Here is a 20,417-nt window from a genome sequence, read left to right on the forward strand (position 1 = left end):
CTCATTGAACCTGATTGAGCCGTTCGGCGATGAAGGCGACCAGTTGCCGGGCGATTTTGCCCTTGCTGGTTTGCGCGAAGAGGGTCTGGTGCTGCTGGCGGTCGATCACTGTCAAGGCGTTCTCTTCGCTGTTGAAGCCGATGCTGGGGTTGGCCACATCATTGGCGACGATCAGGTCGAGATTCTTGTCCTTGAGCTTGCGCGTGGCGTAATCGAGCAGGTGTTCGGTCTCGGCGGCGAAGCCGACGCTGAATGGACGGTCGGCCCGGCCGGCGAGGGTGGCAAGGATATCCGGATTACGCACCATCTGCAGCAGCATGCCGTCGCCGCTCGTAGGGTCTTTCTTGAGCTTCTGCGGGGCAACCACTTCCGGGCGGTAGTCCGCGACCGCCGCCGAGGCGATGAACAGGTCGCAGGGCATCGCCGCTTCGCAGGCGGCGAGCATGTCCCGCGCGCTCACCACGTCGATACGGGTGACTCGGTCGGGGGTCGGCAGGTGCACGGGGCCGGTGACGAGGGTCACCCGAGCCCCCGCTTCGACGGCCGCCTCGGCCAGGGCGAAGCCCATCTTTCCGGAACTATGATTGGTGATGTAGCGCACCGGATCGATGTTTTCCTGGGTGGGGCCGGCGGTGATCAACACGTGCTTGCCGGTCAGCGACTGGCGCTTGAAGGTTTCGGCGGCACACCAGGCCAGGTCGGTGGCTTCGAGCATGCGGCCCAGGCCCACGTCGCCGCAGGCCTGGCTGCCGGAGGCCGGACCGAACACCTGGATGCCACGGCGCTCGAGCAGCGCCAGGTTGTCCTGGGTGGCCGGGTCGCGCCACATGGCCTGGTTCATGGCCGGCGCCACGGCGACGGTTGCGTCGGTGGCCAGCACCAGGGTGGTCAGCAGGTCGTCGGCCATGCCTTGGGCCAGGCGCGCCATGAGGTCGGCGGTGGCCGGGGCGATGAGTACCAGGTCGGCCCACTTGGCCAGTTCGATATGCCCCATGGCCGCTTCGGCGGCAGGGTCGAGCAGATCCATGTGCACCGGATGACCGGAGAGCGCCTGCAGGGTCAGCGGAGTGATGAACTCGGCCCCGCCGCGGGTCATGACGACGCGCACCTGCGCGCCGTGTTCCAGAAGTCGGCGAATCAGCTCGGCGCTCTTGTAGGCGGCAATGCCGCCACCCACGCCGAGAACGATGCGCTTGCGATACAGCCGCTGCATAGGCTTGCCTTTTTCCAGTGAAAGCGGGCGACGACGTTTGAACATGCCTGCGGCAGAACGTCGCATTCAACGAGGCGAACTAGATTAACACAGGGCTTGAAGGCGCCGCAGTACAACGCAAGGAGGGGTATGAACATCAGGGAATGGCCGCTGGACGAGCGGCCGAGGGAGAAATTGCTGGCGCGTGGGGCGCAAGTGCTGTCGGATGGGGAGTTGTTGGCAGTGCTGTTGGGCTCGGGCGTTGCCGGGCGCAATGTGGTCGACTTGGCGCGTAGCCTGCTCAAGCGCTTTGGCGGGTTGCGGGCATTTCTCGAGGCCGACCGCGCCGCGCTGCTGCGCGAGCCGGGCATCGGGCCGGTGAAGTACGCGCAATTGCAGGCACTGCTGGAGATCGGACGACGCTACCTGGACGAAACCATCGAACGCGCGCCGGCGCTGGAAAGCCCCGCGGCGGTGCGGCGCTACCTGAAGTCGATGCTGCGCCATGAACGCTGCGAGGTGTTCGGCTGCCTGTTCCTGGACACCCGGCACCGGCCCGTGGCGTTCGAGATTCTGTTTCGCGGCACGATAGACCGGGCAAGCATCTATCCGCGTGAGGTGGTGCGCCGGTCGCTAATGCATAACGCGGCGGCGTTGATCATCTGTCACAACCACCCGTCGGGCAACAGCGAGCCCAGCCAGGACGACGTGCATCTGACCCGCACGTTGAAGCAAGCACTGGCGCTGATCGATGTGCGTGTGCTCGATCATGTGATCGTCGGCGATGGCGAGCCGTTGTCGATGGTCGAGCAGGGATGGTTCGGGGGTAGTGCCGGCCTTTCCGCGGGTAAATCGCAGCGGCGAAAAGGCCGACACCGAATGCCAGTCAGCGCTCCACCGACACCTTGCTGAAGTCCACCCGCCCGAACGGGCTCACCTGATATCCCTTCACGCTATTGCTGAGCAAAGTCGAGGCTTTCGGATGTGCCAGTGGCAGCCACAGTGCCTGCTGCTGGATCAGCGTCTGTGCCTGCTGGTACAGCCGGCTGCGCACGCTCTGGTCGTTGGTGGTACGCCCTGCATTGATCAACTGGTCGAGACGGTTGTCGCAGAACCGCGCGAAGTTGGTCCCGGACTTGACCGCGGCGCACGAGAATTGCGGGCTGAGGAAGTTGTCCGGGTCGCCGTTGTCACCCGCCCAGCCCATGAACAGCAGGTCGTGCTCGCCGGCCTTGGCGCGGCGGATCAGTTCGCCCCATTCGATCACGCGGATCTCGGCCTTGATGCCGACTTTCGCCAGGTCGGCCTGGAGCATCTGGGCGCCGAGGCTCGGGTTGGGGTTGAGCAGGCTGCCTGACGGGCGGGTCCAGATCGTGGTGCTGAAGCCGTCGGGCAGGCCGGCCTTGACCAGCAGCGCCTTGGCCTTCTTCAGGTCCAGCGCGTAGCCGGGCAGGTCCTTGGCGTAGCTCCAGGTGGTGGGCGGGTAGGGGCCGTTGGCGGCGGCGGCGGTGCCTTCGAACACCGCCTTGAGGTAGGCCGGCTTGTCGAAGGCGAGGTTGATCGCCTGGCGCACTTCGGGTTTGTCCAGCGGCGGGTGCTCGCTGTTGATCGCCACGAAGGCGGTCATGAAGGCCGGGGTGGAGGATACCTTCAGATTGTCGTTCTTCGCGGCTTCGGCGATGTCCAGCGGCTTGGGCGACAGGGCTACCTGGCATTCGTTGCGCTTGAGCTTCTGCAGGCGCACGTTCGCGTCGGTGGTGATGGCGAACACCAGCGGGTCGACCGCAGGCTTGCCGTCGAAATAGTCGGGGTTGGCGCGATAACGCACCAGGGCGTCCTTCTGGAAGCGCTGGAAGACGAACGGGCCGGTGCCGATGGGCTGGCTATTGAGCTTCTCGGGCGTGCCGGCCTTGAGTAGCTTGTCGGCATATTCGGCGGAGTAGATCGAAGCGAAGCCCATGCTCAGCGTGGCCAGGAACGTGGCGTCGGGGTGGCTCAGGACGAAGCGTACATGCTGCGGGTCAGGCGCCTCGATCGACTTGATCAGGCTGCCCAACTGCAGCGACTGGGCATGCGGATAACCGCCGGGTGCGGTCTTGTGCCAGGCATGGGCGGGGTAGAGCATGCGCTGGAAGCTGAACAGCACGTCGTCGGCGTTCAGCGTGCGGGTAGGCTTGAAGTAGTCGGTGCTGTGGAATTTCACGCCGTCGCGCAGGGTGAAATCGTAGGTCAGGCCATCGTCGGACACGGTCCAGGCTTGTGCCAGGCTCGGCATCACCTTGCCTTGGCCAGCGTCGAACTCGACCAAGCGATTCATCAGCACATCGGCCGAGGCATTGGTGGTGGTCAGCGAGTTGTACTGGACCACATCGAAACCTTCGGGGCTGGCCTCGGTGCACACCGACAGCGGCGCTGCCTGGGCCAGGCCCGCGACGAACAGGGAAGTGAACAGAACGGAAAGGGCGGCGACGCGCATGCGGGATCCTCGGCTGGTCAGTGGCCCATCTGCCAGTGCAGTCTGGAAGCGGAAAGCTCTAACCCTAGAGTGCCGCTTGGCAAATGGCTACCGGATTTTTGCGCCGCGCGGCGACGAGCGGTCGACAGCGCGCAAGCCTTGTCGCTATGCTGGCCCGGCGCAATCGACCCGCCTGGAATGTGCATCTTCTGTTGTTGTGGTCGACCCTTTCTGGTATAAAGCAGCGCTCTTTTCTAGGGGCTCGGTCTGTCGCTCATTCGAGCCGGTTCGATAAGACCCCCAGAAACACGGCGCCTTGGCGCCATAGACTGAGAGATTAAGCGGCCAACCCATGCCGGGTTGGGCATGTGGTTTTAGAGGGCTGAGGCATGTCGAGAGTCTGTCAAGTTACCGGTAAGGGTCCGGTAACCGGGAATAACATTTCCCACGCAAACAACAAAACCCGTCGTCGTTTCCTGCCGAACCTGCAGCATCACCGTTTCTGGGTCGAGTCCGAGAAGCGTTTCGTGCGTCTGCGCGTTTCCGCCAAAGGCATGCGCGTCATTGACAAGCGTGGTATCGACGTAGTGCTGGCCGAGCTGCGCGCTCGCGGCGAAAAGTTCTAAGGAGAACGTCATGCGTGAATTGATCCGTCTGGTTTCGAGTGCTGGCACTGGCCACTTCTACACCACCGACAAGAACAAGCGCACCACCCCGGACAAGATCGAGATCAAGAAATACGATCCGGTCGTTCGCAAGCACGTGGTGTACAAGGAAGCCAAGATCAAGTAATTGATCGGCGACCTGAAAAAAACCCGCCTTCGCAAGAAGGCGGGTTTTTTTATGCCAGGTGATGCTTGGCAGGCTTAGACGTGGGCTGCAACGAAGGTGATGTTGCCGTCTTCGACGCTGTACAGCACGACGTCATGGCGCGCTTGCAGCGTGATGACTTCACCGACCTGCTCAGCATTGCTCACGCCGGCCAGTTCCTTCATGTAGCTCACTGCGCTGGGTACGAAACGGGTGCCCAGCAGGTGCTGCAGAGCGTGTGTCGCTTGTTGGCTGTCCATGATCGCGTCCTTTTCGATAAGCCTCCAGTCGAGGCCGAACGATGGTCGATCATCCTGTGGGCCGAGACGCTGTAGATATCTAGGTGCAAAAAAAAACCGCTTCGGTAGGGAAGCGGTTTTCGACAGCGCCAGACTTCAGGCATTGGCCAGGTTCGTGATGACGCCACTGTCATCCACGTAGATGCGCAGTTGATCTGGGTGGTAATCGCGCAGGTCTGCATCGCCTTTTACGATCCTCACAGCCTTCAAGCCGGTCAGTTCGAGCGCATAGGCCTGCACGGTTTCCACGTATCGCGAGCCGATGATATGGCGAACCGGGCCGAGAATGTCGGTGGTCATGCTGCGTACTCCTGATCTGCTGTCCGATAGTGGACACCGCTATGTTCAGGTGGCGGCATCTTGGCCGAGCGGTAATTAAGGATTGCAACGCGCACAGTAGCCGCGAACTACCTGTCAGGCGAAAAAAAACCGCTTCCGATGGAAGCGGTCCTGAACGTTCGGCCAGTGGGGTCAACCGAAGTCGACACCGCTGATCACACCCTGCGCGTCGGTACGCAGGTTGATGCGCTGAGGATTCAGCTCACGGGTGACGATGTCGGCTGGCCCGGTGACCGGACGGCCAGTGGTCTGTTTCAGCTCGTCACGGATCGCGTCGGTATAGGTCTTGCCGATCAAGCTCTGCATGGCTTCGTTGACTTGGGTGTCAGTCATGGCGGTGCCGCAGGTTTCGATGGCTTGGCCGGTGGTCTTTTCGATGGACATGGGTGGCCCTCCTTAATGGTCCGGATTGGACACGCCCATGTTCACCCTCGGCGGTTGTATGGCGGCGGTAGATAATCCTGCCCAAGCGATCAGCGTTGCTCGAACATCACATAAATCTTGCGGCACGGCTCCAGCACCTCCCAGGTGCCCTTGAAGCCGGCCGGAATGACGAAGCGATCACTCGCGCGCAGGGTCTTGGCGTTTCCGTCTTCATCGCGCAGCACCGATACGCCCTGGACGATCTCGCAGTATTCGTGCTCGGTGTAGTTCACCGTCCACTGCCCCAGCTCACCTTCCCAGACGCCCGCCGCGAATTGCCCACAAGGACTGGAATAGTATTTGTACACGGCCTGGTCAGGATCACCCTTGAGGATCTTTTCCGCCGCTGGGCGGTAGCGCTCGGCCTCGGTCAGGGTTTGGGCGAAATCGATGATGCGGTCGATGCTCATGCTGGATACCCTTTGTGGTTCAACACGTTGATTGTTTAATAAAATGCACATCAGTAGGCATTTTTGCCTTTAGTGTCAAATATATTGATAGTTTGTCAGGCCTGGTTTAGGGTGTCGGATGCCCGTGTGCGCTCGGCGCCCGGCCAGCATATCCGACAGTGCCCGTGAGTCCTCGGTACGGGGCTGCACTTCAACAAGAGGAGGAGTTTCGTATGACCACCTTGACGCGTGCGGATTGGGAACAACGTGCCCAGCAACTGAAGATCGAAGGCCGCGCCTTCATCGACGGCCACTATACCGACGCCGCCTCCGGCGATACTTTCGAGTGCCTGAGCCCGGTCGACGGGCGCTTCCTGGCCAAGGTTGCCAGTTGCGACCAGGCCGATGCCAACCGCGCAGTAGAAAATGCCCGCGCCACCTTCGCTTCGGGTGTCTGGTCGCAACTGCCGCCGGCCAAGCGCAAGGCCACGCTCATCCGTTTCGCCGGCCTGCTGCGCCAGCATGTCGAGGAACTGGCGCTGCTGGAAACCCTGGACATGGGCAAGCCGATCAGCGACTCCTCCAGCATCGACATCCCCGGCGCAGCCAACGCCATCCACTGGACCGCCGAGGCCATCGACAAGGTCTACGACGAAGTGGCCCCAACCCCCATGATCAGCTCGGCTTGGTCACCCGCGAGCCGGTGGGTGTGGTCGGTGCCATCGTGCCGTGGAACTTCCCCCTGATGATGGCCTGCTGGAAACTCGGCCCGGCGCTGGCCACCGGCAACTCGGTAGTGCTCAAGCCTTCCGAGAAATCGCCGCTGACTGCCATCCGCATCGCCCAGTTGGCCATCGAGGCCGGTATCCCGGCGGGTGTACTGAACGTGCTGCCAGGCTATGGCCACACGGTCGGCAAGGCCCTGGCCCTGCACATGGACGTGGACACCCTGGTGTTCACCGGCTCCACGCGCATCGCCAAACAACTGATGGTGTATGCCGGCGAGTCGAACATGAAGCGCATCTGGCTCGAAGCCGGTGGCAAGAGCCCGAACATCGTCTTCGCCGACGCGCCTGATCTGCACGCCGCCGCCCAGGCTGCCGCCAGCGCCATCGCCTTCAACCAGGGCGAGGTCTGCACCGCCGGTTCGCGCCTGCTGGTCGAGCGCTCGATCAAGGACACCTTCCTGCCGATGGTGGTCGAGGCGCTCAAGGCCTGGAAGCCCGGCAACCCGCTGGACCCGGCCACCACGGTAGGCGCGCTGGTCGACACCCAGCAGATGAACACCGTGCTGTCGTACATCGACGCCGGTCATCAGGACGGCGCCACGCTGCTGGCCGGCGGCAAGCGCATCCTTGAGGAAACCGGTGGTACCTATGTCGAGCCGACCATCTTCGACGGCGTGACCAATGCCATGAAGATCGCCCAGGAAGAGATCTTCGGCCCGGTACTGTCGGTGATCGCCTTCGACAGCGCCGAAGAGGCCGTGGCCATCGCCAACGACACGCCTTACGGCCTGGCCGCTGGCATCTGGACCGCCGACCTGTCCAAGGCGCACAAGACCGCTCGTGCCGTGCGCGCTGGCAGCGTCTGGGTGAATCAGTACGACGGCGGCGACATGACCGCGCCGTTCGGTGGCTTCAAGCAGTCTGGCAACGGCCGCGACAAGTCGCTGCATGCGCTGGAAAAGTACACCGAACTGAAAGCGACCTGGATCAAGCTGTAACCTCCCCAATGGCCCACTCGCGGGTCAATCGCTTCGGTGATTGACCCGCGAGTGGGCCTTGTGCATTTCGTTCAGGAGAAGGCCGATGCGTTGGGCCACCTATTTTGCCGTGCTGGCCTCGGTGCTCAGTGTCGGCCTCGCCCTCGGCGTGAGCATGCCGCTGGTGTCCCTGCGCCTGGAAGGCTGGGGCTACGGCAGTTTCGCTATTGGTGTGATGGCGGCGATGCCGGCCATCGGCGTGCTGCTCGGCGCCAGCCTGGCCAGTCGTCTGGCTGGCTGGCTCGGTGTTCCGGCGGCGATGCGTCTGTGCCTGTGGGGCGGGGCGCTGTCGATCGGCCTGCTGGCGCTGCTGCCCAGCTATGCGTTGTGGCTGGCGCTGCGCTTGCTGATCGGCACCTCGCTGACGGTGGTGTTCATCCTCGGCGAGAGCTGGATCAACCAGTTGGTGGTCGAGCAGTGGCGCGGTCGTCTGGTCGCGCTCTACGGCAGCAGCTATGCCCTGAGCCAACTGGCCGGGCCGCTGGTGTTGGGCGTGCTCGGCTCGGATGACGACTTCGGCTTCTGGGCGGCCACCGGTCTGCTGCTGCTGTCGCCATTGCTGCTGTTTGGCCGCACGGGCGCGCCGTCTACCGAAGCGTGCAGCGTGACCCTTCGCGATCTGTTGGCTTTCTGTCGGCGCCTGCCAGTGATCGCCTGGGCCATCGCCCTGTTCGCCGCCTTCGAGGCGATGATTCTCACGCTGCTGCCGGTCTACGTGCTGCAGCAGGGCTTCACCGCCGAAGTGGCGCTGTTCATGGTCAGCACCGTGGTGGTCGGCGACGCGGTGCTGCAACTGCCGATTGGCGCGTTAGCCGACCGCATGTCCCGGCAGGCTCTGTTCAGCGGCTGCGCCGTGAGCCTGATGGGGTCTAGCCTGGCGATTCCGCTGCTGCTGCATAGCCCCGCGATCTGGCCGCTTTGGGTGCTATTCGGCGCCAGCGCCGGAGGGCTGTTCACCCTGTCGCTGATCCTCATCGGCGAGCGCTATCGTGACGACGCGCTGGTGCGCGCCAATGCCCACGTGGCGCAGTTGTGGGGCATCGGTTGCCTGCTCGGGCCGCTGCTGGCCGGGGCGGGCAGCCAGTGGGTCAGCGGCCATGCGCTGTTGTGGCTGATGGCGGCCGGTGCGGCGGGGCTGGTGTTGTTGACCCGGCGAGCGGGGGCGTTCGAGCCGGCCGCGCTGTGAGGGACTAGAGCATTCGCTCCAGTCCCACCGCCTGGGCTACCCACGCGTTGAAGCGTCGCCACAGGTCGCCCGGCTCTTCGGTCAGGGTGTGCACCTGGCCGTTGTCCTCGGTCACCCAGACCATCTTTCCGTCAACCAGCTTGGGCTGGTAGCTCAGCGCCGGGGCCATGCCCTGTTCGGCGAGCTCGCGGGTGTACTCGGCCAGCTCCGGGCTGTCGACCAACACTCCCACTTCGGTGTTCCACAGCACCGAGCGCGGGTCGAAGTTGAACGAGCCGATGAAGGTCTTCTGCCGGTCGAAGACCATGGCCTTGCTGTGCAGGCTCGAATCCGACTGCCCCTTGAAGCTCAGCGCGCCGCGTACGGCACTCGGATCGCCAGGTTGGCGGCGCAGTTCGAACAGCTCCACCCCATGCTCCAGCAGCGCGCGCCGGTAGGGCGCATAGCCGCCATGCACGGCCGGCACGTCGGTGGCCTCCAGCGAGTTGGTCAGCAGCTTCACCGAGGCGCCGGCGTCGGCACGGCCGGTGAGGTACAGCAGGCCCGGCTCGCCGGGCACGAAGTAGGCCGACACCAGGATCAGTTCACGGTGCACGCGCTCCAGGTCCGGCGCCAACTGCTGGCTCATCAGCAGGTGCGGATCGGGGTCGCCGCTGGACAGCACCTTGCTCGGCGCATCCCATAGCGCTTGGCTGTGGGCCCAGATCAGCTCGTTGCGCCAGGTGTCCAGGCGCGGTTCGGTCTGGTAGGCCATCAGGCGGTCGTACAGTGCCGGGTGCTTCTCCCGCGCCTGCGCCAGCCAGACCTCCAGCCGTTGCCGGCTGCTGTGCAGGTCGTCGGCGTCCGGGGTGCGCCAGAGAAAATCACCGATCGGCCGGCTCAAGGCGCTGTTCCAGTACTGGTCGAAGCTGTGTCCGAGCTGTTCGGCCACCGGACCGACGCCGAGCAGGTCGATGTCGGTGAAGTTGAGGTTGGGCTCGGCATCGAAGTACTCATCGCCCAGGTTACGGCCGCCGACGATGGCCATGCTGTTGTCGACCAAGAACAGTTTGTTGTGCATGCGCCGGTGTTGCAGCGACAGGTTGAACAGCCGTCCGAGTGTGCGGGTCAGGCCCGTACTGCGGCCAAGGTGCAGCGGATTGAACAGGCGGATCTGGATGCGCGGGTGGGCGTCCAGGGTGGCGATCAGGCTGTCCAGGCCATCGCTGGTGGTGTCGTCGAGCAGGATGCGCACGCGCACGCCGCGGTCGGCGGCACGCAGCAGTTCGTGGACCAGGGCGCGGGTGCTGAGCCCGTCGTGGACGATGTAGTACTGCAGGTCGATGCTGGTCTGGGCATGGCGGATCAGTTCGGCGCGGGCCCGAAACGCCTCGCTGCTGTTGGGCAGCAGGCGAAAGCCGGAGCGCCCCTCGTAGGGCGCGGCCTGGCGCTGCACCGAGCGGCCGAAGGCGGAGTCGGCGGCAGGCAGCGCCTGGCTGACATCGCGCGGGGTATCGACGCTGGCGCAGCCCTGCAGGCCGAGCAGCAGCGCCAGCAGCAGGGGCAAGGCTCGCTGGAGACTCAAGGGGATCGTCCTGTGCGACGGGTCACGTGAAAACCTTGGACCATGCAAGGTCGTGCAAAGTTACCCGCCGTTGTCGTCCTGCGCCAGTAGCCGGCACGCGGTTTCACCGACCTTGCGCACGGCCGCCTCGATCTGCGGCGTGGCCCGTGCGGCAAAATTCATGCGCAGGCAATGCCGGTACTTGCCCGAGGCCGAGAAGATGCTGCCCACGGCGATCTGCACGCCTTGATCGAGCAAGGCGCGGTTCAGACGCAAGGTATCGAAACGCTCCGGCAGCTCGACCCACAGCATGAATCCCCCTTGGGGCCGACTGGCGCGGGTGCCGGGTGGGAAATAGCGGGTGACCCAGTCGCTCATCTGGTCGCGGGCACGCTGATACTGCGCACGCACCCGCCGCAAATGCGGCTGGTAATGGCCCTCGGCGATGAAGTCGGCGATTGCCAGTTGCGGCTGGCAGGCCGTGCTGCCGGTGCTGATGTACTTCATGTGCAGCACCCGCTCCAGGTAGCGCCCCGGCGCCACCCAGCCGACCCGCAGGCCAGGGGCGAGGGTCTTGGAAAACGAACTGCACAGCAGCACGCGCCCGTCCTCGTCGAACGACTTGAGCGTGCGCGGACGCGGGTAGGTATAGGCCAGGTCGCCGTACACATCGTCCTCGATGATCGCCACGTCATAGCGCTGGGCCAGGGTGAGCAGCGCCTTCTTGCGCGCCTCGGGCATGATGTAGCCCAGCGGGTTGTTGCAGTTGGGCGTGATCTGGATGAGCTTGATCGGCCATTGTTCCAGCGCCAATTCCAGGGCCTCCAGGCTGATGCCGGTGACTGGATCGGTGGGAATCTCCAGCGCCTTCATGCCGAACCCTTTGAGGGTCTGCATGGCGCCGTGGAAGCTTGGCGAATCCACCGCGACGATGTCGCCGGGCTCGCACACCGCGCGGATGCTGGTCGACAGCGCCTCATGGCAGCCCGTGGTGACCACCAGGTCGCCCGCTGCCAGGGTGCAACCGGAGTCCAGCGCCAGGCGCGCGATCTGTTCGCGCAGGCCCAGGTTGCCGTGGATGTTGTCGTAGTACAGCCCCGGCATGTCCAGGCGCCGGCTGAGCTGGGCGAGGCTGCGCAGCAGTGGTTTGAGGGTGGGGCTTTCGATGTCCGGCATGCCGCGCCCGAGCTGGATCACGTCGGGCCGAGGGTTGGCGCGAACCAGGTCCAGCACCTGCTCCCATTGCGAGATATCCACCGGTCGCTGCGCCGGGCGGCTGATCGCCGGGAGCGCCGGCACGCTCAGGTGCTCGGCCACGAAATAACCTGATTTGGGCCGTGGCGATACCAGGCCCGCATCTTCCAACTGCCGATAGGCCTGCTGCACCGTGCTCAGGCTGACCCCGTGCTCCAGGCTTAACGCCCGCACCGAGGGCAAGCGCTCGCCGGGGCGGTACAGGCCCTGTTCGATACGCGCGCCGAGCAGCTCGGCCAAGTTCATGTACAGGTTCACAGGCATACTCCTGCGCAGGCTAATCGGCGCGACCATACAGATCGGCTGAAAATACGCCATTCAGCTGCGGCTGCGCCAGTTCTGTATTGGAATAATAAGATTTGTTTGGATCTGTATCGTCGCTAACCCGCCAGCGCATGCTAGCACCAGGTTTCGATCACAAGGAGAAGCGGCGATGACCGGAATGAGCGATGTGCGATTGAGGCTGCAGGCCGACGAATGTGCAGCAGGACAGCCCTCAAGGCTGTCCTGCGCTCCGGTAGACCTTGGCTCATGGAGATTGATGCTGCACCGCTGGCAGTCGCGCAAGCTGTTGCGCGAACTCAGCGACCAGCAGTTGCTGGACATCGGTCTGAGCCGCGAGCAGGCCTGGGAAGAAGGCTGCAAGCCATTCTGGCGCGGTTGATCAGAGCAGTTCCTTGAGCCGGTACCAGAGCATGCCCAAGGCCAGCAGCGGCGAGCGCAGCAACTTGCCGCCCGGGAAGGTGGCATGGGGCACCTGGGCGAACAGGTCGAAGCGGCCGCTGTGCTGACCGCCGATGGCTTCGCCGAGTAACCGTCCGGCCAGGTGCGTGGCGTTGAGGCCGTGACCCGAATAGGCCTGGGCGTAGTACACATTGGGCTGCTCGGGCAGGCGACCGATCTGCGGCAGGCGATTGGCGCCGATGCCGATCATGCCGCCCCATTGGTAGTCGATACGCACCCCGGCCAGTTGCGGGAACACCTTGAGCATCTTCGGGCCCATGTAGGCGGCGATGTCCTTGGGGTCACGCCCGGAATAGTGGCAGGCGCCGCCGAACAGCAAGCGGTGGTCGGCGGACAGACGGAAGTAGTCCAGCGCCACGCGTTGGTCGCACACCGCCATGTTCTGTGGCAGCAAATCGCGAGCGCGGGCCTCGCCCAGCGGCTCGGTGGCGATGATGTAGCTGCCGGCGGGCAGCACCTTGCCGCCCAGTTCGCGGTTCAGGTCGTTGTGATAGGCGTTGGTGCACAGCACCAGGGTGTTGGCGCGCACCCGGCCGCGCGCCGTGTGCACCTGCACTTGCGGGCCGTAGTCGATGCGGGTCACCTCGGAGCCTTCATGCAGCTTCACGTCCAGGCGCGCCGCGACGGCCGCCTCGCCGATGGCCAGGTTCAGCGGGTGCACGTGGCCTGAGCCCATGTCCACCAGGCCGCCGACGAAGCAGGCCGAATTGACCACGCTGCGGATCTGCGATGCGGGCACCACGCGCACCTCGTGGCGGTAGCCCAGGCTGCGCAACTCATCGGCGTCGGCGGCGAACCCGTCGAGCTCGGCCGGCTTGTAGGCGAGGTCGCTGTAGCCCCAGGTCAGGTCGCAGGCGATGGCATGCTGCTCGATACGTTCGCGGGCAATCTGCACGGCTTCCAGGCCCATCAGCTTGAGGCTGCGTACGCCGTCTGCGCCGATGACCGGCAGGAACTGCTCGACGTCGTGGCCCACGCCGCGAATCAACTGCCCGCCATTGCGCCCGCTGGCGCCCCAGCCGATGCGCCGGGCCTCGAGCAGGACCACCGAGAAGCCGCGTTCGGCCAGTTCGATGGCGGTATTGAGCCCTGAGTAGCCGCCGCCGACGATGCACACGTCGGCGCTGTGCTCGCCTTCCAGGCACGGGTAGTCCGGTTGCGGCAGGCGGCTGGCGGCATAGTAGGAGGCAGCGTGCTGGGCGCTGTGGATCATGGCCGGGTTCCTGGGGCTGGGCGAAAAGCTGCGAGGATAAGCGGGGCGCGCGGGGGCGGCAATGGCCCTATAATGCCCGGCCTCTCAATGACACGCCGACCATGACCTGCGCCCACAAGATCCAGTTCCTGCGCGAACTCATCCCCTCGTTCGAATGCGAGCCCGGCTGCCACGACTGCTGCGGTCCGGTCACCACCTCCAGCGCGGAGATGGCGCGTCTGCCGCGCAAGACCGCGGCCGAGCAGGAGGCTGCCTTGCAGCGCCTGGATTGCGTGCACCTCGGTCCTCAAGGTTGCACTGTCTATGCAGAGCGTCCGCTGATCTGCCGCTTGTTCGGCACCACCCCGCGCCTGGCCTGTCCGCGCGGTCGCGGGCCGCAGACGCCGATCGAGCCGCAGGCCGAGCAACTGATTCATGGTTACATCGCCAGTACCCGCCAGGTGCTGGTCTGAGGGTCAGTCCGGAATCGGCAGGCAGAGGCTCTCCTTCACCTCCTCCATCACGATGTAGCTTTTCGATTCCCGCACATGGGGCAGCTTGAGCAGGATGTCGCCGAGCAGCTTGCGGTACGACGCCATCTCCGAGATGCGTGCTTTGACCAGGTAATCGAAGTCGCCGGAAACCAGGTGGCATTCCAGCACATGGGGCAGCTTGAGCACGGCGCGGCGGAACTCCTCGAAGGTATCGCCCGACTTGTAGTCCAGGCTGATCTCGACGAACACCAGCAGGCTGCCCTTCAGGTGCTGCGGGTTGAGCCGGGCGTTGTAGCCCATGATGATCCCCTCGCGTTCCAGACGGCGCACGCGCTCGGTGCAGGGCGTGGTGGACAGCCCGACTTTCTCGCCCAGTTCGGTGAACGAGATGCGCCCGTCGCTTTGCAGGATGCGCAAGATGTTGCGGTCGATCTTGTCCAGTTCCCGCTTGCTCTGGTGCTGGGTTCTCATAGGGGATGCCCCTCCGTCTAAGGCGTTCGTGCCGAGAATTCTCGCCAAATATAGGCGCTTATATAGTGAAATGCACTGGCCTGAGATTCTTATACTGCGCGCATCCATGCCATTTCGAACAACACAGCGGTGCGCCGCGCATGAGGGATAGACGATGCGAGTTCTGGTACTTGGTAGCGGTGTGATCGGTACCGCCAGTGCCTACTACCTGGCCCGGCAAGGTTTCGAGGTCACGGTGGTCGATCGCCAGCCGGCGGTGGCCATGGAAACCAGCTTCGCCAACGCAGGCCAGATCTCGCCCGGCTACGCCTCGCCCTGGGCTGCACCGGGCGTTCCGCTCAAGGCCATCAAATGGCTGCTCGAGCGGCACGCCCCGCTGGCCATCAAGCTCACCGGCGATGTCGATCAGTACCTGTGGATGGCGCAGATGCTGCGCAACTGCACCGCCAGCCGTTATGCGGTGAACAAGGAGCGCATGGTGCGACTGTCCGAATACAGCCGCGACTGCCTCGACGAACTGCGCGCCGAAACCGGCATCGCCTACGAAAGCCGCACCCTGGGCACCACCCAGTTGTTCCGCACCCAGGCCCAGGTGGATGCCGCGGCCAAGGACATCGCCGTGCTCGAACAGTCCGGCGTGCCCTACGAATTGCTCGACCGCGACGCCATCGCCCGGGTCGAACCCGCCCTGGCAGGGGCCAAGCACCTGCTGGCCGGTGCCCTGCGCCTGCCCAACGACCAGACCGGCGACTGCCAGCTGTTCACCACCCAACTCGCGGAAATGGCCGTGAAACTGGGTGTCGAGTTCCGCTTCGGGCAGAACATCCAGCGCCTGGATCAGGCCGGCGACCGACTCAACGGCGTGTGGATCGACGGCAAGCTGGAAACGGCTGACCGCTATGTCCTGGCGCTGGGCAGCTATTCGCCGCAGTTGCTCAAGCCGCTGGGCATCAAGGCCCCGGTGTACCCGCTCAAGGGCTACTCGCTGACCGTGCCGATCACCGACGCGGCCATGGCGCCGACTTCGACCATCCTCGACGAAACCTACAAGGTCGCCGTCACCCGCTTCGACAACCGTATCCGGGTCGGCGGCATGGCTGAAATCGCCGGCTTCGACCTCTCTCTGAACCCGCGTCGGCGCGAAACGCTGGAGATGATCGTCAACGACCTTTATCCTCGCGGCGGCGACCTGAGCCAGGCCAGTTTCTGGACCGGCCTGCGCCCGGCTACCCCGGATGGCACGCCGATCGTCGGCGCCACCGCGCTGAGCAACCTGTACCTGAACACCGGTCACGGCACCTTGGGCTGGACCATGGCCTGTGGCTCCGGTCGCCTGCTGGCCGACCTGATCGCGCGCAAGAAGCCGCAGATCAGTGCCGAAGGTCTGGACATCTCGCGCTATGGCCATGCCGCTGAGGTCGCTCGGCAGGGCCGTCCGCTGTCGGCCCATCAGTAACGACGATGACCGGTTGAGCCCGCCCCGGTAGGCGCGGGCTCAACCGCGATGAATGCCCCATCTGCCCATAACCAGATCCACCAGAAGGCTGCCCCATGCGCCCCGCCCGTGCCCTGATCGACCTCCAAGCGCTGCGTCACAACTACCGTCTGGCCCGTGAACTGGCCGGTGCCAAGGCCCTGGCCGTGGTCAAGGCCGATGCTTACGGCCATGGTGCGGTGCGCTGTGCCCTGGCCCTTGAGGCCGATGCCGACGGCTTTGCCGTGGCCTGCATCGAGGAGGCGCTGGAGCTGCGCGCCGCGGGCATCAAGGCGCCGGTGCTGCTGCTCGAAGGGTTCTTCGAGGCCAGCGAGCTGGCGCTGATCGCGGAGCATGACCTGTGGTGCGTGGTCCATTCGCTGTGGCAGCTCGAGGCCATCGAACAGCATCCGGTGCCCAAGCCATTGAACATCTGGCTCAAGCTCGACAGCGGCATGCACCGTGTCGGCCTACACCCGAAGGACTACCACGAGGCTTATCAGCGTCTGCTGGCCAGCGGCAAAGTGGCGCGCATCGTGCTGATGAGCCATTTCTCTCGGGCCGACGAACTGGACGCGGCGACCACCGAACAGCAGGTTGCCGCCTTCGAGGCCGCGCGCCAGGGCCTGACCGCCGAGTGCAGCCTGCGCAATTCCCCGGGCGTGCTGGCGTGGCCGAACACGCCGAGCGACTGGGTACGACCGGGCATCATGCTGTACGGCGCCTCGCCCTTCGAGGTCGAGCAGGCCCAGGCGGCGCGCCTGCAGCCGGTGATGACCCTGCAATCGCGCATCATCAGTGTGCGTGAGCTGCCCGTCGGTGAGCCGGTGGGCTATGGCGCGCGGTTCACCAGCACGCGCCCGACCCGCGTCGGCGTGGTCGCCATGGGCTATGCCGATGGCTATCCGCGACATGCCCCAGCGGCACGCCGGTGGTGGTCGCGGGCAAGCGCACGCAACTGATCGGCCGGGTGTCGATGGACATGCTCTGCGTCGACCTCACCGAGGTGCCTGAGGCGACCGTCGGCAGCCCGGTGGAGTTGTGGGGCAAGCAGGTGTTGGCCAGCGATGTGGCGCAGCAGGCGGGCACCATCCCCTATCAGATTTTCTGCAACCTGCGCCGGGTGCCGCTGGAGTACCAGGGCCAATAAGGTCGTTCGCGGCGGTGAGACGCGGTCGTGTTGTAAATACTGAACGGCATTGCCATGATATCGTTCACACTTTGCCTCCCCACGACCGTTTCTGGAGACCCACGCTTTGGACGTTGGCGAACGACTGCAAGCCATCCGCAAGCTCAAGGGCCTGTCCCAGCGCGAACTCGCCAAACGGGCGGGGGTGACCAACAGCACCATCTCGATGATCGAGAAAAACAGCGTGAGCCCCTCGATCAGCTCGCTGCGCAAGGTGCTCAGCGGCATTCCCATGTCGATGGTGGAGTTCTTCTCCGTCGAACTGGCGCCGGAAAGTCCCACGCAGATCGTCTACAAGGCCCACGAGCTGATCGACATTTCCGACGGCGCGGTGACCATGAAGCTGGTCGGCAAGTCGCACCCCAACCGCGCCATCGCCTTTCTCAACGAGGTGTACCCGCCCGGCGCCGACACGGGTGAAGAAATGCTCACCCACGACGGCGAGGAGACCGGCATCCTGCTCGAAGGTCGCCTGGAGCTGGTGGTGGGCACCGAAACCTTCCTGCTCGAAGCCGGCGACAGCTACTACTTCGAAAGCACCCGCCCGCACCGTTTCCGCAATCCGTTCGACGAGCCCGCCCGGCTCATCAGCGCCGCCACCCCCTCGAATTTTTGATCCAGCTCAGGCTATTGCGTCGCCAATACCCCTTTACGCAGTAGGGTCGTTCACGCCCTCAGGGCTTGTCGCTATACTCGGCCGCGCTCGCCAACCGTGGCCGCGAGCCTGATCAGCCACCATGAGGGTGTACGCGTGAACCCAATCAAGAAGATGCTGGCCGTACCAGCAGCCCTGTTCGCTGTGTGGGCGCTGAGTGCGACCGCAGCGACCAACGACGACATCGCCAAGCGCCTGGAGCCAGTCGGCAAGGTGTGCATTCAGGGCCAGGAATGCCAAGGCATGGCCGTCACCGCTGCGGCCGCCGGCGCTGGCGCCAGAAGCGCCGACGACATCGTCGCCAAGCACTGCAACGCCTGCCATGCCACTGGCCTGCTGAACGCGCCGAAGATCGGCGACACGGCGGCCTGGAAAGAGCGCGCCGATCACCAGGGTGGTCTGGACGGCATTCTGGCCAAGGCCATCACCGGCCTGAACGCCATGCCGCCCAAGGGCACCTGCGGCGACTGCTCGGACGACGAGCTCAAGGGCGCTATCAAGAAGATGTCCGGGCTCTGATCCCACGCCAGAAGACGGTGGTGTAGACGCGGCCTCGTGCCGCGAACCGGTCGCAACGAACGCGGGTCGTCGTAGCATTTGCACGACAGGTCGGGAGCCACCCGCTCCCGGCAATGGTCACATCCTGTACGCCTCACACGCCGCAGGAGCTTCCAATGCCCCACCGTTGCTCGATCGACCACGCCGTCGACCAGGCCCTGGCCCGTCTCCCGGCCCATATCCGCATGGGCCTGCCGCTGGGGCTGGGCAAGCCCAATGCCTTCGTCAATGCGCTCTACGCCCGCATCCGCGCGCTGCCCGAGCGCCGCCTGACGATCTACACCGCCCTTAGCTTGGGCCGACCGTCGCTCGGCGAGGGCCTGCAGCAGCGCTTTCTCGAACCCTTCCTCGAACGGGTGTTCGCCGATTACGAAGAGCTCGACTACCTCAAGGACCTGCGCGACGACACACTGCCGGCCAACATCCGCGTCGAGCAGTTCTTCATGCAGCCCGGCTCCTTGCTGCACAGCGCGTCTGCCCAGCAGGACTACGTCAGTAGCAACTACAGCCACGCCGCCCGTGACATCAATGCCAAGGGCCTGAACCTGATCGCCCAATTGGTCGCCGCCACGCCGGAGCGCCCGGAGCACCTCAGCCTGGCCTGCAACCCCGACATCACCCTGGACCTGCTGCCGATGGTCGCCGCACGCCGCGCAGCTGGCGAGACCGTGCTCATGCTCGGCCAGGTGCATGCCGAACTGCCCTACATGCCGGGCGATGCCGAGTTGCACATCCAGGCCTTCGACCTGCTGATCGACGAAGTCGAGCAGCGGCGCCTGTTCAGCACGCCGAACATGCCGGTCACCGTCCAGGACCACTGCATTGGCGTGTACGCCAGCACGCTGGTGCGCGATGGCGGTACGTTGCAAATCGGCATTGGTGCCATGGGCGATGCGGTGGCGGCGGCTCTTCTGGCGCGCCAGGCCGACAACGCCGCCTACCGGGCGCTGCTGGACGACTTCGACCTCAGCCCCTGGCGGAGCCTGATCGACCGTGAGGGCGGGCAGGACGACTTCGCCCAGGGCCTGTATGGCTGCAGCGAGATGTTCGTCAACGGCCTGCTGACGCTGGCCGAGGCGGGCGTGGTGCGGCGTCCGGCTGACGAGCACGGCGTGCTGGTGCACGGCGGCTTCTTCCTCGGCCCGGCCGATTTCTACCAGCGCCTGCGGCACATGTCGCTGGAGCAGCGCGCGCGTTTTTCCATGACGGCCATCAGCTTCATCAACGAGTTGTACGGCGACGAAGCGCTCAAGCGCCGACAGCGGCGCGACGCGCGGTTCGTCAACACGGTGTTCGGCATGACCTTGCTGGGTGCCGGGGTGGCCGACCAGTTGGAAGACGGCAGGGTGCTCAGCGGCGTCGGTGGGCAATACAACTTCGTCGCCCAGGGCCACGCATTGCAAGGCGCGCGCTCGATCCTGCTGCTGCGCAGTTGGCGTGAAGCCGGTGGCGAAGTGAGCTCGAACCTGTATTGGCAGTACGGGCATTGCACCATCCCGCGCCATCTGCGCGACATCGTCATCACCGAATACGGCATCGCCGACCTGCGCGGGCAGACCGACAGCGAGGTTATCGCACGGCTGTTGGCGATCAGCGACTCACGTTTCCAGCAAACGCTGATGGCCCAGGCCAAGAAGGCCGGCAAACTGGCGCAGGATTTCGCCTTGGACGCCCGCTTCACCGATAACACGCCCGAACGCCTGGAGGCGATCAGGGCGCGGCATGCGTCGATGTTCGCCGAGTACCCGCTGGGCAGCGACTTCACGGCTCAAGAGCAGGACGTGCTGCGTGCGCTGAATTGGCTCAAGAGCAAATTCAAGCTGAGCGAAGCGCTGTCGCTGGGCAAGGCAGCGCTGGATGCGCCCGAGCCTGAGGCGTATCCGGCGCACCTGGCGCGAATGAACCTGGCCCAGCCCGAAGGCCTGAAGGAGGAGCTGTACCAGCGCTTGCTGCTGGCGGGCCTGCACGCGACCCGCCCGTAGCAA

The 20,417-nt window shown here is 64.8% G+C and carries 19 protein-coding genes and 3 pseudogenes; 12 read left to right on the forward strand and 10 right to left on the reverse strand.

The genetic code is table 11. The features are described from left to right. Window position 1 precedes the first annotated feature (1 nt). Window positions 2–1,213 carry a bifunctional phosphopantothenoylcysteine decarboxylase/phosphopantothenate--cysteine ligase CoaBC gene (gene coaBC, locus GKC70_RS00510; RefSeq protein WP_317872230.1) on the reverse strand — a complete coding sequence of 404 codons (1,212 nt, stop codon included), beginning with the start codon at window positions 1,211–1,213 and terminating at the stop codon, window positions 2–4. Window positions 1,214–1,342: 129 nt separating this feature from the next. On the opposite strand from coaBC, the pseudogene radC reads away from it, so the two are divergent. Beyond that, window positions 1,343–2,011 (forward strand): annotated as a pseudogene (gene radC / locus GKC70_RS00515) (DNA repair protein RadC); the annotation flags it as partial. A gap of 67 nt (window positions 2,012–2,078) precedes the next feature. On the opposite strand, the gene GKC70_RS00520 reads toward radC, so the two are convergent. Beyond that, window positions 2,079–3,668 carry an ABC transporter substrate-binding protein gene (locus GKC70_RS00520; protein WP_342650134.1) on the reverse strand — a complete coding sequence of 530 codons (1,590 nt, stop codon included), beginning with the start codon at window positions 3,666–3,668 and terminating at the stop codon, window positions 2,079–2,081. Between the two features lie 368 nt (window positions 3,669–4,036). Here GKC70_RS00520 and rpmB point away from each other — a divergent pair, with 368 nt between their 5' ends. Beyond that, the gene (rpmB, locus tag GKC70_RS00525; protein ID WP_003258972.1) at window positions 4,037–4,273 is read left to right on the forward strand and encodes a 50S ribosomal protein L28; all 237 of its coding nucleotides are present in this window, start codon (window positions 4,037–4,039) and stop codon (window positions 4,271–4,273) included. Window positions 4,274–4,283: 10 nt separating this feature from the next. Beyond that, window positions 4,284–4,439 (forward strand): 50S ribosomal protein L33, encoded by a 156-nt coding sequence (rpmG, locus tag GKC70_RS00530; RefSeq protein ID WP_003253507.1) that lies wholly within the window; start codon window positions 4,284–4,286, stop codon window positions 4,437–4,439. A gap of 74 nt (window positions 4,440–4,513) precedes the next feature. Here the strand turns inward: rpmG and GKC70_RS00535 are convergent, their stop codons facing one another. The 4 genes from GKC70_RS00535 to GKC70_RS00550 form a co-directional block, all read right to left on the reverse strand. Beyond that, window positions 4,514–4,717, reverse strand: coding sequence for a hypothetical protein (locus GKC70_RS00535; protein ID WP_317872170.1), 204 nt, complete (start codon window positions 4,715–4,717; stop codon window positions 4,514–4,516). Between the two features lie 135 nt (window positions 4,718–4,852). Continuing rightward, a complete protein-coding gene (locus GKC70_RS00540) occupies window positions 4,853–5,056 on the reverse strand; it encodes a hypothetical protein (RefSeq protein WP_342650135.1) in 204 nt (67 codons plus the stop codon). Window positions 5,057–5,227: 171 nt separating this feature from the next. Then, window positions 5,228–5,479, reverse strand: a complete 252-nt coding sequence (locus GKC70_RS00545; protein WP_052192148.1) for an I78 family peptidase inhibitor — start codon at window positions 5,477–5,479, stop codon at window positions 5,228–5,230. Window positions 5,480–5,568: 89 nt separating this feature from the next. Next, complete coding sequence (locus GKC70_RS00550; RefSeq protein ID WP_342650136.1) at window positions 5,569–5,928, reverse strand: cupin domain-containing protein; 360 nt, start codon at window positions 5,926–5,928, stop codon at window positions 5,569–5,571. A 212-nt stretch (window positions 5,929–6,140) separates the two neighbouring features. Between GKC70_RS00550 and GKC70_RS00555 the strand changes: the two are divergent. Next, window positions 6,141–7,633 (forward strand): annotated as a pseudogene (locus tag GKC70_RS00555) (aldehyde dehydrogenase). An 85-nt stretch (window positions 7,634–7,718) separates the two neighbouring features. Next, the gene (locus GKC70_RS00560; protein WP_342650137.1) at window positions 7,719–8,858 is read left to right on the forward strand and encodes an MFS transporter; all 1,140 of its coding nucleotides are present in this window, start codon (window positions 7,719–7,721) and stop codon (window positions 8,856–8,858) included. Window positions 8,859–8,862: 4 nt separating this feature from the next. Here GKC70_RS00560 and GKC70_RS00565 read toward each other — a convergent pair whose 3' ends face one another. After that, window positions 8,863–10,422 carry a phospholipase D family protein gene (locus tag GKC70_RS00565; RefSeq protein WP_295484126.1) on the reverse strand — a complete coding sequence of 520 codons (1,560 nt, stop codon included), beginning with the start codon at window positions 10,420–10,422 and terminating at the stop codon, window positions 8,863–8,865. Window positions 10,423–10,482: 60 nt separating this feature from the next. After that, complete coding sequence (locus tag GKC70_RS00570) at window positions 10,483–11,913, reverse strand: PLP-dependent aminotransferase family protein (protein WP_342650138.1); 1,431 nt, start codon at window positions 11,911–11,913, stop codon at window positions 10,483–10,485. 175 nt (window positions 11,914–12,088) lie between these two features. On the opposite strand from GKC70_RS00570, the gene GKC70_RS00575 reads away from it, so the two are divergent. After that, window positions 12,089–12,319 (forward strand): DUF1127 domain-containing protein, encoded by a 231-nt coding sequence (locus tag GKC70_RS00575; RefSeq protein ID WP_039581959.1) that lies wholly within the window; start codon window positions 12,089–12,091, stop codon window positions 12,317–12,319. Here the strand turns inward: GKC70_RS00575 and GKC70_RS00580 are convergent, their stop codons facing one another. Beyond that, entirely contained in the window at window positions 12,320–13,612 is a 1,293-nt protein-coding gene (locus GKC70_RS00580) for an FAD-binding oxidoreductase (RefSeq protein WP_342650139.1), read from the reverse strand. 101 nt (window positions 13,613–13,713) lie between these two features. Between GKC70_RS00580 and GKC70_RS00585 the strand changes: the two genes are divergently transcribed. Then, entirely contained in the window at window positions 13,714–14,064 is a 351-nt protein-coding gene (locus tag GKC70_RS00585) for a YkgJ family cysteine cluster protein (RefSeq protein ID WP_342650140.1), read from the forward strand. A gap of 3 nt (window positions 14,065–14,067) precedes the next feature. Here the strand turns inward: GKC70_RS00585 and dadR are convergent, their stop codons facing one another. Continuing rightward, a complete protein-coding gene (gene dadR / locus GKC70_RS00590) occupies window positions 14,068–14,556 on the reverse strand; it encodes a transcriptional regulator DadR (protein WP_039581953.1) in 489 nt (162 codons plus the stop codon). Between the two features lie 154 nt (window positions 14,557–14,710). Between dadR and dadA the strand changes: the two genes are divergently transcribed. From dadA to GKC70_RS00615, 5 genes and pseudogenes are all read left to right on the forward strand, one after another. Then, entirely contained in the window at window positions 14,711–16,012 is a 1,302-nt protein-coding gene (gene dadA / locus GKC70_RS00595) for a D-amino acid dehydrogenase (RefSeq protein ID WP_342650141.1), read from the forward strand. Window positions 16,013–16,107: 95 nt separating this feature from the next. Then, window positions 16,108–17,180 (forward strand): annotated as a pseudogene (gene alr / locus GKC70_RS00600) (alanine racemase). A 106-nt stretch (window positions 17,181–17,286) separates the two neighbouring features. Continuing rightward, window positions 17,287–17,835 carry a cupin domain-containing protein gene (locus GKC70_RS00605; RefSeq protein WP_039581939.1) on the forward strand — a complete coding sequence of 183 codons (549 nt, stop codon included), beginning with the start codon at window positions 17,287–17,289 and terminating at the stop codon, window positions 17,833–17,835. A 135-nt stretch (window positions 17,836–17,970) separates the two neighbouring features. After that, a complete protein-coding gene (locus tag GKC70_RS00610; protein WP_240326934.1) occupies window positions 17,971–18,393 on the forward strand; it encodes a c-type cytochrome in 423 nt (140 codons plus the stop codon). A 155-nt stretch (window positions 18,394–18,548) separates the two neighbouring features. Beyond that, the gene (locus GKC70_RS00615) at window positions 18,549–20,414 is read left to right on the forward strand and encodes an acetyl-CoA hydrolase/transferase C-terminal domain-containing protein (RefSeq protein WP_342650142.1); all 1,866 of its coding nucleotides are present in this window, start codon (window positions 18,549–18,551) and stop codon (window positions 20,412–20,414) included. Window positions 20,415–20,417 lie beyond the last annotated feature (3 nt).

This window comes from Pseudomonas sp. REB1044 (assembly GCF_038813925.1).
In the GTDB taxonomy this organism is placed as follows: Bacteria; Pseudomonadota; Gammaproteobacteria; order Pseudomonadales; family Pseudomonadaceae; genus Aquipseudomonas; species Aquipseudomonas boreofloridensis.